This window comes from Streptomyces hygroscopicus subsp. hygroscopicus (assembly GCF_001553455.1).
GTDB classification, from domain to species: domain Bacteria; phylum Actinomycetota; class Actinomycetes; order Streptomycetales; family Streptomycetaceae; genus Streptomyces; species Streptomyces hygroscopicus.
The window spans coordinates 1-10,925 of sequence record NZ_BBOX01000400.1 but is presented as its reverse complement, the minus strand read 5'-3'; the positions used below and the strand labels follow the sequence as shown (position 1 = coordinate 10,925).

Annotated in this window: 11 protein-coding genes; 4 read left to right on the top strand and 7 right to left on the bottom strand. The window is 72.7% G+C overall.

Going from position 1 to position 10,925, the window contains the following annotated elements:
* The 4 genes from uraH to AXW62_RS33365 form a co-directional block, all read right to left on the bottom strand.
* A partial coding sequence (uraH, locus tag AXW62_RS33380; protein WP_060947764.1) for a hydroxyisourate hydrolase occupies window positions 1-335 on the bottom strand: 335 nt, incomplete at its 3' end.
* A gap of 33 nt (window positions 336-368) precedes the next feature.
* Entirely contained in the window at window positions 369-866 is a 498-nt protein-coding gene (gene uraD, locus AXW62_RS33375) for a 2-oxo-4-hydroxy-4-carboxy-5-ureidoimidazoline decarboxylase (RefSeq protein WP_060947763.1), read from the bottom strand.
* A 280-nt stretch (window positions 867-1,146) separates the two neighbouring features.
* Window positions 1,147-1,518, bottom strand: a complete 372-nt coding sequence (locus tag AXW62_RS33370; protein ID WP_060947762.1) for a helix-turn-helix domain-containing protein — start codon at window positions 1,516-1,518, stop codon at window positions 1,147-1,149.
* Window positions 1,515-1,766, bottom strand: a complete 252-nt coding sequence (locus tag AXW62_RS33365) for a hypothetical protein (RefSeq protein ID WP_030834562.1) — start codon at window positions 1,764-1,766, stop codon at window positions 1,515-1,517. Before AXW62_RS33365 ends, AXW62_RS33370 begins: the two co-directional genes overlap by 4 nt.
* Window positions 1,767-1,902: 136 nt before the next feature.
* On the opposite strand from AXW62_RS33365, the gene AXW62_RS33360 reads away from it, so the two are divergent.
* Window positions 1,903-2,622, top strand: a complete 720-nt coding sequence (locus AXW62_RS33360; RefSeq protein ID WP_060947761.1) for a hypothetical protein — start codon at window positions 1,903-1,905, stop codon at window positions 2,620-2,622.
* A gap of 170 nt (window positions 2,623-2,792) precedes the next feature.
* Entirely contained in the window at window positions 2,793-3,737 is a 945-nt protein-coding gene (locus tag AXW62_RS33355) for an alpha/beta fold hydrolase (RefSeq protein WP_060947760.1), read from the top strand.
* 225 nt (window positions 3,738-3,962) lie between these two features.
* Here AXW62_RS33355 and AXW62_RS33350 read toward each other — a convergent pair whose 3' ends face one another.
* Entirely contained in the window at window positions 3,963-5,690 is a 1,728-nt protein-coding gene (locus AXW62_RS33350) for an AMP-binding protein (protein ID WP_060947759.1), read from the bottom strand.
* Window positions 5,691-5,751: 61 nt separating this feature from the next.
* The gene (locus tag AXW62_RS33345) at window positions 5,752-7,458 is read right to left on the bottom strand and encodes an AMP-binding protein (RefSeq protein WP_060947758.1); all 1,707 of its coding nucleotides are present in this window, start codon (window positions 7,456-7,458) and stop codon (window positions 5,752-5,754) included.
* 100 nt (window positions 7,459-7,558) lie between these two features.
* Between AXW62_RS33345 and AXW62_RS33340 the strand changes: the two genes are divergently transcribed.
* Window positions 7,559-8,428: a helix-turn-helix transcriptional regulator gene (locus AXW62_RS33340; RefSeq protein ID WP_079106112.1), complete on the top strand. Its 870-nt coding sequence runs from the start codon at window positions 7,559-7,561 to the stop codon at window positions 8,426-8,428.
* A 942-nt stretch (window positions 8,429-9,370) separates the two neighbouring features.
* On the top strand, window positions 9,371-10,561 hold the full coding sequence (locus AXW62_RS33335; protein WP_060947757.1) for a magnesium and cobalt transport protein CorA: 1,191 nt from the start codon (window positions 9,371-9,373) through the stop codon (window positions 10,559-10,561).
* A 94-nt stretch (window positions 10,562-10,655) separates the two neighbouring features.
* On the opposite strand, the gene AXW62_RS33330 is transcribed toward AXW62_RS33335, so the two are convergent.
* On the bottom strand, window positions 10,656-10,925 hold a 270-nt coding region (locus AXW62_RS33330; RefSeq protein WP_159061013.1), incomplete at its 5' end, for a hypothetical protein.

The window sequence follows — 10,925 nt, the reverse complement described above, 5'->3', positions numbered from 1 at the left end:
CTCCCTCGGTAGACGGAGTAGCCGAACGGGGTGAGCAGCAGCGGTACGTGGTAGTGCTCACCCGGCTCGACGGCGAACGCGACGGCGATCTCCGGGAAGAAGGCGTGGGTCAGGTACGGCCCGGTCTCGAAGCGCAGCCGCGCGTGGGTGGTGCCCTCGGGGAGGGCGGGCAGGTCCGTGCAGCGCCCGTCGGCGTCGGTGAGGGAGTCGGCGTGCGCCGTCCACCCCGCGCCGGGCCCCGACCGGACGGACAGCTCGACGACCACGCCCACGGCGGGGCGGCCGATGCTGGTGTCCAGGATGTGCGTGGACACGGAGGTGGCGCCGGTCGCCATCACCGCTCTCCTTCCGCCGGGGCCCGCGGGGCCTCAAAGGGTTTCCGTCCACCGGGCCAGCCGGATGCGGTTGATCTTTCCCAGTTCGGTGCGGACGATCTCGCGCTCGGTGTCGGCGTCATGGCGGATCCGTTCGTGCAGGGCGGTCACCATCTCCTCGCCGGTGCGGCCGGTGGCACAGATCAGGAAGACATGCCCGTGGCGCTCCTGGTAGGCGCGGTTCAGCGCCAGCAGCTCGGCCCGCTCCTCGTCCCGCACCCCGCTCTGCTCGCGCGCCGAGGCGGCGTCGCCCGGCACCGGCCGCCCGATGGGCGGATGCGCGGCCAACGCCTCGGCCAGATCGGCGGCGGTCAGCCCGGCCACGGCCGCGTCGGCGGCGTCGAGCAGTTCGCCGAGCGTCGCGTACGGCCGTCCGCCGGCCACCGCCGCGCCCCAGGTGCGGCTCGCGCACACCTCGCGCAGCATCCCGACCGCCTCCCGCTCGGCCACCGCGTTGAACCGGGCCAGGCCCGGCGGAGCACTGGAAGTCACCCTCGCAAGCTAGGAGTCCCCTGGACCGGTCGTCAACAGTTTGTTGAAAAATCCGCGTAACGGGGCCGGACAGTCCGTGACGGGCCGGTCAGCCCACGACCGGGCGGACAGCCGGTGACGGGCCGGTCAGCCCGCGACGGGCCGGTCAGCCCGCAACCGAGCGATCAGCCGGTGACGGGGCGGCCATCCCACAACGGGCCACACAGCCCCTAACCGGGCGATCAGCCCACGACCGGGCCGGACAAGCTCGCAACCCGCCGGACCACCCACGCCCGGGCCATCAGTCCCCACCCTTCTCGCGGTTGAGGTAGTTGTAGACGGTGAAGCGGCTGACGCCGAGGGCTTCGGCGACCGTTTCGACGCCGTGGCGCATGGAGAAGGCGCCGCGCTGTTCCAGCTGGCGGACGACGGACTGCTTGGCCTTGCGGTCGAGGGCCGAGAGCGGGACGCCGTGGCGACGCTGGAAGTCGGCCAGGATGTGGTCGAGCGAGTCCGACAGGTGCGGCAGCCGCACGGCGACCACCGGGCGGCCCTCCCAGGAGAGCACCACGTCGTCGCCGCGCGCCCGGTCCGGCGCGACCATCTCGCCGCCCATGGCGTCGACGAGCGGCTTCACCGCGGCGGCGAACGGGTGGTCGGCGGGTGTGCTCACGCCTCCGCCTCCCCCACCACGTTGACCTGGAGCGTTATCCGGGTGGCACCGGCTTCGAGGGAGGCGCGCAGGAGGCTGCCGACCGCCTCCAGCACCGCGTCCGCCCCGCCCTCGGCGGTATTGCCGAACGGGCCGACGTCGACCGCGTCCAGCGGGGCGGCCTGGACGGTCTCACGGGCGGCCACGGCGTGCGGCGGCACCTCGTCGAGGTCGAACGGTTCGGTGGTGAACTCAACCCTCAGTCTCACGCCGCCAACCTACTGCGTCAGGCCGTACCACGACGCCCCCACTACGGGGGACAGAACGCCCGAGTCCTCCCCCGCGGGCACCGCTTCGGGGAGCATGGATGGATACCGCGTCCGCCCCCGTCCACGGAGCGCCCCGATGACAGACAACGTGCCGGTGCGTTGTCCCGCGTGCCGTCGCGAACAGCCGTTCACGCCGCCCACCTTCCCCTGTCCGTGCGGCGCGCCGGTCACCCTCCCCGTCCTCCGCGACGGCGTCCCGGAGGAGATCGGCCACCGCACCTGGGACGACCTCTGGGTGGCGGTGAACTGCCCGTCCTGCGGCCGCCGGAGCCACTGGCCGCAGCCGGAGCTCGGCTGCGGCTGCGGCGCGGTGATCCGCGTCCCCATCGCCGCCGCACCGCCCCCGCCCGGCCCGCCCCCGGCGGAGCCGGGCGCGGTGGCCGGGCCCGGCGGCCCGGCCCTGTCACGCCCGGCCTTCCGGCCGGTGACGATCCGTACCGCGCGGGACGCGGTCACCGCCGCCGCGCGGTATCTGGACTGGCTCGGCTTCCGCGGCCTGCGGCCGTCGGAGGACCGGGCCGTGTCCGGGGTGGACCTCTACGGGCCGGGCGTCGTCGCCCAGGTCGATCCGACCACCCGCCCCACCGGGCCGCGGGACGTCGAATGCCTGTGGCTGAACGGGCTCCAGAAGTCGGCCATGAGCGTCTTCTTCTCGCTCGCGGGCTATGCGAGGGAGGCGCGGGCGCGGGCCGACGCACTGCGTCTGCCGCTGTTCATCATGGATCTGACCGGCACCCCGCAGCCCGTCAACGACCCGGCGGACTCGCTGATCCGGGTGGGGCCGCCGGACCGCTGATCCCCGTCCGGCCCTTGTCCATTATCAACCCGCCGGGGGCCGTTTTCCGTCCTCTGCGCGGACGATCTTCAAGCTCCCGGGACGCTCTACGGTGGTGCTCGTCCCTGCCCGTTCCGTTCATTCCGTCGCCGATCCGTCGCCGATCCGTCACCGCATTGGAGCGCTGTCTCATGCCCAGCCGCCGCGTCCACCCCACCGATCTGACCGTCGAGAACGGCGATACCACCCTGGCCGTCCGCGACCACGGCGGCAGCGGCACCCCCGTGCTGCTGCTCCACGGCGCCTCCCGCACCCTGGCCGACTGGTCGGGGGTCGCGGCGGAGCTGACCGCCGACCTCCGGGTCGTCTCCATGGACCTGCGGGCGCACGGCCGTTCGTCCTCCGGCTCCGGCCCCTGGACGATCCCGGCGGTGCTCGGCGACATCGAGGCCGTCCTGGAGCGCCTCGGTATCCCCGAGGCCGTGCCGGTGGGGCATTCGCTGGGCGGCATGCTCGCCGTGCTGTACGCGGACGCACATCCGCGGACCCCCGCCGCCGTCAACCTCGACGGCTTCGGCTGGGGGCGGCCCGAGCAGTACGCCGGACGGGACCCGGAGGCGGTGGTCCAGGACCTCGACCGCGCCCACGCGTTCGCACGGGCCGCCGCGGGCCGGACCTTTCCGCCCGAGGCCCTGGACAGCGTCCGCGAGCGGACCACCGCGATGGGCGAGAAGCTGGGGATCGCGCCGGAGCTGTTCGAGGAGGGGTTCCGCCGCTCGCTGGGCGAGACCGAGGACGGACAGCTGTTCCTGCGGCCCGAGCGGGAGCGGGCCGTGGAGATGCTGGCCGTCCTGCGCGAGCTCGACATGTTCCCGGTCTACCGGCGGCTGACCTGTCCCGTGCTGATCGTCCGCGCCGAGCGCCTGCCGGAGCAGGGCGGCGAGCTGGCCTGGTTCGACGCGCTGATGACCGCCTTCGCCCAGGGGCTCCGCCGGGACCTGGACGAACTCGCCGCCGGCCACCCCCATGTCACGGTCGGCACGGTCGACGCGACGCACGCCATGCTGCTGGAGTGCCCGCGCACGGTGGCCGCGGACATACGCGCCTTCACCAACCGCCCGCACGTGCGCTCATGACCGGAGAACGCTTCCATATGGGGTGACGGGAGCGGTGGCGCGAACCGGGTGACGGGAGCCGGGTGACGGGAGCCCGAGGACGCGAACCCAGTGGCGCGAGCCGAGTGGCGCGAACCCAGTGGCTGGAGCCCGGTGGGTGGCGGGAGCACCCTGACGGGGCCGGTGACGGGCGGCGTGTCTCGGCGGGAGTGTGGGCCCCTGCTGGGTGGAGGGGCCCTCATCGGATCAGTTGCGCGCGGCCTGTGGTTCGGCGCGTGCGACGGATGCCTCGGTCCTGGCGGCCGGGTCGGCCTCGGACCGGGTTTCGGGCAGCAGCTCGCGGGCGGCCGCCTCACGCAGCTCGACCTTGCGGACCTTGCCGCTGACCGTCATCGGGAAGGCGTCCATGAGACGCAGGTAGCGGGGCACCTTGTAGTGGGCGAGGCGGCCCCGGCAGAAGCGGGCGAGCTCGTCGCGGGTGAGGGTCTTGGCGCCCTCGCGCAGGATGACGCAGGCCAGGACCTCCTCGCCGTACTTCTCGTCCGGCACGCCGACGACCTGCACGTCCGCGATCTTGGGGTGGGTGTGGAGGAACTCCTCGATCTCCCGCGGATAGACGTTCTCCCCACCGCGGACGATCATGTCCTTGATCCGGCCGACGATCTGGACGTATCCCTCGTCGTCCATCACCGCGAGGTCGCCGGTGTGCATCCAGCGCGCCGGGTCGATCGCCTCGGCGGTCCGCTCGGGCTCCTGCCAGTAGCCGAGCATCACCGAGTAGCCGCGGGTGCACAGCTCACCGCGGGTGCCGCGGGGCACGGTCAGCCCGGTGGCGGGATCGACGATCTTGACTTCGACATGCGGCATCACCCGGCCCACCGTCCCGGTGCGGCGCACCAGGTCGTCATCGGGCCGGGTCTGGGTGGAGACTGGCGAGGTCTCGGTCATGCCGTAGCAGATGGACACCTCCGCCATGTGCATCTCGGCGACCACCCGGCGCATCACCTCCACCGGGCAGGGTGATCCGGCCATGATCCCGGTGCGCAGCGAGCCGAGGTCGAAGGTGGCGAAGTCCGGCAGGGCCAGCTCGGCGATGAACATGGTGGGGACGCCGTACAGCGAGGTGCAGCGTTCCCGTTCGACGGCGGCCAGGGTGGCGGCGGGGTCGAAGGTGGCGGCCGGGATGACCACGCAGGCGCCGTGGGTGAGGGCCGCCAGGTTGCCCATCACCATGCCGAAGCAGTGGTAGAAGGGCACCGGTACGCAGATCCGGTCCGCGGGGGTGTAGCGGACCGTCTCCCCCACGAAGAAGCCGTTGTTGACGATGTTGTGGTGGGAGAGGGTGGCGCCCTTGGGGAAGCCGGTGGTGCCGGAGGTGTACTGGATGTTGACCGGATCGTCGCAGACGATCCGGGCCTCGCGCTCGGCCAGCCGGTCGGGGGAGACATCGGAGCCGGCGCGCACCAGTCCGTCCCAGGTCCGGTCGCCGATGTAGATGACATCGCGCAGCGCGGGGCAGGCCGAGCGCACCTGCTCGACCATCCGGCGGTAGTCGCTGGTCTTGTGCTCGGTGGAGGAGACCAGGACCGAGATGCCGGCCTGCCGGAGCACGTACCGCAGCTCGTGGACGCGGTACGCGGGGTTGATGTTGACCATGATGGCGCCGATGCGGGCGGTGGCGTACTGCGTCAGCACCCATTCGGGGCAGTTGACGGCCCAGATCCCGACCCGGTCGCCCTTGGCGACCCCCTTGGCCATCAGTCCGAGCGCGACCTCCTCGACCGCCCGGCCGAACTCGGCGTAGGTCCAGCGGCGGCCGGAGGGGATGTCGACGAGCGCGTCGCGCTCGCCGTACAGCTCGACGGCGCGGGCCAGGCTCGACCCGATGGTGTCGCCGAGCAGCGGGAGGTCACTGGGCCCGCTGGCGTAGGAGAGCCCGGCCGGGCTCGGTGGGTCTGAGGTCAGGTCGGTCATGGGGACTCCTTGCGGTCGCTTTCACGTTCGTGAGGGTTGGTCATCAGATGAGCGTTCGTCATCAGATCTCCTCATGAAACTCGATACCGCCGCCTCGTGCCGTGCGTTCACGCAGCTCGATCCGGCGAATCTTCCCGGAAACCGTCTTGGGGAGGTCGGCGAACTCCAATCGGCGGATCCGCTTGTACGGCGCCAGCACCGCCCGGGAGTGCGCGAACAGCGCCTTCGCGGTGTCCGGACCGGGCTCCCAGCCCTCCGCCAGCACGATGTACGCCTTCGGCACGGCGAGCCGCAGCGGATCGGGGGCCGGGACGACGGCGGCCTCGGCGACCGCCTCGTGCTCCAGCAGCGCGCTCTCCAGCTCGAACGGCGAGATCTTGTAGTCCGACGCCTTGAAGACGTCGTCCGCGCGGCCGATGTAGGTGATGTAGCCGTCGGCGTCGCGCGAGCCGATGTCACCGGTGCGGTAGTAGCCCCCGGCGGTGGCCTCGGCGGTGCGCTCCTCATCGCCCTCGTAGCCGGTCATCAGCCCGACCGGACGGCCCTCGGGGCCGGTGAGGTCGAGGCAGATCTCGCCCTCCTCGCCGGGCCGCCCGGTGACCGGATCGAGCAGGACGACCCGGAACCCGGGGGTCGGCCGGCCCATCGAACCGGCCTTGAGCGGCTGACCGGGGGTGTTGGCCACCTGGACGGCGGTCTCGGTCTGGCCGAAACCGTCCCGGATGGTCACCCCCCAGGCACCTCGCACATGCTCGATGACCTCGGGGTTCAGCGGCTCGCCCGCGGCGACGGCCTCCCGGGGCGGGGTGCGCAGCTGGGTGAGGTCGGCCTGGATGAGCATGCGCCAGACGGTGGGCGGGGCGCAGAAGGTGGTGACGCCGCAGCGGTCCATCTCGGCCATCAGGCGGGTGGCGTCGAAGCGGGTGTAGTTGTGGACGAAGACGGTGGCCTCGGCGTTCCAGGGGGCGAAGAGATTGGACCAGGCGTGCTTGGCCCATCCGGGGGAGGAGATATTGAGGTGGACATCGCCCGGCCCGACCCCGATCCAGTACATCGTCGCCAGATGCCCGACCGGGTAGGAGATGTGGGTGTGTTCGACGAGCTTGGGCCGGGCGGTGGTGCCGGAGGTGAAGTACAGCATCAGCGGATCCCCGGCGAGGGTCGGCCCGTCGGGGACGAAGGGCTCGTCGTCCTCCGCGCGGTCCGCCGTGATACCGGCCGTACCCGCGTCCTCGTAGGCGAGCCAGCCCTCGGGCGCGCCGCCGACCGCGATCCGGGTGTAGTCGCCCGCCACGTCCGCGAACTTGCCGGTGTCCCCGGCCCGCACGACCACGTGCCGCGCCCGGCCGCGCTCGACGCGGTCGGCGAGGTCGAGCGGGCCGAGCAGCGGGGTGGCGGGGATGACGACCGCGCGCAGCTTCATGGCGGCCAGCGCGGTCTCCCACAGCTCGACCTGGTTGCCGAGCATGACCACGATGCGGTCACCGGCCCGGACGCCCCGGTCGCGCAGCCAGTTCGCGGCCCGGTTGGAGCGGCGGCGCAGCTCCTCGAAGCTCAGGCGGATCTCGCTCGCGTCCTCCTCGACGATGTGCAGGGCGGTACGGTCGCCGCTTCGCCCGGCGATCCCGTCGAACCAGTCCAGGGCCCAGTTGAACCGCTCCGGGCGTGGCCAGCGGAACCCCTCGTAGGCCGCCGCGTAGTCCTCCCGGTGTTCGAGCAGGAAGTCCCGTGCCACGCGGAAGTCGTGAGCCGGATTCGTTGCTGTCACTTGTCCTCCTGAAAGCCGTACCGCTCGCTAGCATCGTGCGACGGGTGATCTGAGTCTCACTACCCCCGGACGGGGGTGGCGCTGGAAGCGGGAGGTGGCCGTGGCCGGATCGGACGGTGCCGTCGACGTACGGAACACATTGCAGCGGATGCGCCGGCGCGGCGGACTGCCCGTCGCGTTCGGCGGGCTGTTCTCGGGCTCGCGGCAGTTCCGGATCTCGGAACTCACCGGCACCACGACCAACTCCCTGCGGGGGCTCGCGGTCATCCCCGGCAACGGCCTCGGCGGCAAGGTCCTCACCACGTCCCGCCCGATCTCGGTGGCGGACTACCCCGCCTCACGGGCCATCAGCCATGAATACGACGCGGCGGTGGGCGCCGAGGGGCTGCGCTCGATGCTCGCGGTGCCGGTGGTGGTGCGCGGGCGGGTGCGCGGAGTGCTGTACGGCGCGCTGCGCCAGCCACTGATGCTCGGCGACCGGGCGCTGAGCGCGGCCGTGGAGGCGGCGCGCGAACTGGAGCGGGTCCTGGCGGGGCGGGACGAGGCGGAGCGGCTGCTGACGGTGGCCCGCCGGCAGCCGCCCCCGGTGGGGCCGCCCCCGGTGGAGGAGACCGATCCGGCGGTGTGGGAGGAGGTGCGCGAGGCACATGTCGATCTGCGGGCCCTGGCGCACCGGGTCACCGACCCCCAGCTGCGGGACGAGATCCTCACCGTGTGCTCCCGGCTGGCCAGGGCCTCCTCGGGACGCGGCCGGGAGCGGGAGCGCCGGAGCGGGGTGGAGCTGTCGCCGCGCGAGGTGGACGTGCTGGCGTGTGTGGCGTCGGGGGCGACGAACTCGGCGGCGGCGGAGCGGCTGGGGCTGCGGCCGGAGACGGTCAAGAGCTATCTGCGCTCGTCGATGCGGAAGTTGGGCGCCCACACTCGGCTGCACGCGGTGGTCGAGGCACGCCGCGCGGGACTGCTGCCGTAGGGCGGGGACTGCTGCCGTAGGGCGGGGCTGCCGCCGCGGGGCGGGGCTGCCGCCGCGGGGCAGGGGTCGGCCGTAGGGCGGGGCTGCTGCCGTAGGACGGGGGTCGGCTGTTGGTCGAGGCTCTGCTGTTGGGCGGGGGCTGCTGCCGCGGGGTAGCTGCCGCGGGGCAGGGGTCGGCCGTAGGCGGGGCTGCTGCCGCGGGGCGGGGGTCCGGCCGCAGGACAGGGACTGCTGCCGTAGGACGGGGACTGCTGCCGCGGGGTAACTGCCGCGGGGCGGGGGTCGGCCGTAGGGAAGCGCGCAGATGCAGGACAGGGCTCTGCCGCAGGGAAGGGCGCGGCATCAGGGCAAGGCTCTGCCACAGGGCTCTGCCGCAGGGCACGGCTCTGCCGCAGGGCACGGCGCGGACGCGGGACACGGCCGTAGGGCAGGACTCGGACACAAGGCACGGCCCTGCCGTAGCGGGCTTCCGGAGCGGGGGCCTTCGCCGGAACGGGTTTCCGGCCGCGGGCAGCGGCGAGGACGGCGGCGCGGGTGCGCTCGGAGCGCCGACCCGGTTCGGGGGTCGCGGCCGTCTCGTCCGCCATACCAACACCTGTAGGCAACACCCGTTGGCACACCAGGCCGGGCGGGGACCGCTCCCCCGGGCCGCACCACGGTCATATGGGGCGATATCCTTCTGGGAGGCCAGTGCCCGCGCACCCGCGACGAGGAGGTGAGGTCCACGGATGAACGGTGAACCTCCCAGTCGTGTGCCGCGGGGCGCCGCCCGGGTCCGCGCACGCTGAGCGCGATCCCCGGCTCGGCCCCGCCCGGGCCCGGGGGTGGCGCCCGTGGTGCGCCCGGGACGACGGGCCCCCGCGCCCCGCGTCCGTGCCTCGCGCACCCGAGCCTGCGCCCCGCGCACCCGAGCCCGCGTCCGCTACCCGTAAAGGACCCTCCATGTCCGAGCGCCGTCGCACCCCGCGTCCGACAAGGCGGTACCCCTGGCTGCGCCCCGCCGGGATGAACCGGGCCGACGCGGCCCCGCGCCCCGCCCCGGCTCCCCCGGGTCCGCCCCACGGCGGGCCGCGGGCCGCCTCCGCCGACGGCACCCCGCGTGACCTCGACGAGCGCAGTGTGGTGGACGCCGCCGTGTACCGCGACGGCCGCCGGGTCGGCACCCCCGGTTCCCTGGCCGCCACCTACCGGCGGCTGCGCGAGGAGCCGGGCGCCATGGCCTGGATCGGGCTGTACCGGCCGACCGAGGCGGAGCTGCTCTCGCTCGCCGAGGAGTTCGATCTGCACAAGCTGGCCATCGAGGACGCGATGGAGGCCCATCAGCGGCCCAAGCTGGAGCGCTACGGCGAGACGCTCTTCGTGGTGCTGCGCGCGGCCCGCTATCTGGACGCGCCCGAGGAGGTCGACTTCGGCGAGCTGCACGTCTTCGTGGGGCCCGACTTCGTCATCACCGTCCGGCACGGCGCCGCACCGGACCTGTCCGCGGTGCGCGCCCGGATGGAGTCCACGCCCGAGCTGCTGGCGCTGGGCCCGGAGGCCGTGCTGTACGCGATACTCGACGCGGTCGTGGACGGCTATGCCCCGGTGGTGGCAGGGGTGCAGAACGACATCGACGAGATCGAGACCGAGGTGTTCCGCGGCGACCCGGAGGTGTCGCGGCGCATCTACGAACTCTCCCGCGAAATGGTGGAGTTCCAGCGCGCCACCCGCCCCCTGGTCGGAATGTTGCACGGGCTGATGGCAGGTTTCGACAAATACGGCACCGATGAGGAGCTACAGCGCTATCTGCGCGACGTGGCCGACCACGTCACCCACACCAGCGAGCGCGTGGACGGCTTCCGCTCCGCCCTCACCGATATCCTCGCGGTCAACGCCACGCTGGTGACCCAGCAGCAGAACGCCGAGATGCGGGCGCTGGCCGAAGCGGGGTTCGAGCAGAACGAGGAGGTCAAGAAGATCTCCGCATGGGCGGCCATCCTCTTCGCCCCGACCCTCGTCGGCACCATCTACGGGATGAACTTCACCCATATGCCCGAGCTGCGCTGGGTGTGGGGGTACCCGTTCGCGATCCTGCTGATGGCGGTGGTCTGCGTCAGCCTGTACGTCATCTTCAAGCGGCGCGACTGGCTCTGACATCCTGACCGCGGGGTCCGACCTTGGTCCGCGGCGTTAGCGGAGCGTTAGCCGGACGGCGACGGATCAACAGCGGCGGTCGGCAGTCTTGTTCTCACCAACCCGGACACCACGTCGTGAGAACGAGGAAGAAAATGCCGCACCGCACTGCACTCCGCCACACCCGCAAGGCCGCCGCCGCCATGCTGATCGCGGTCGCCGCATTGGGGCTCACCGCCTGCCAGGACGGCGAGACCGACTCCTCTTCGGCCTCTTCGGCCTCTTCGGCCTCTTCCGCCTCCGCCTCCGCCTCCGCGAGCACCCCGCAGTCCGCGGCTTCCACGCCCAAGGCCGGCCAGGGCTCCGCCAGCAGCACCCCGTCGGG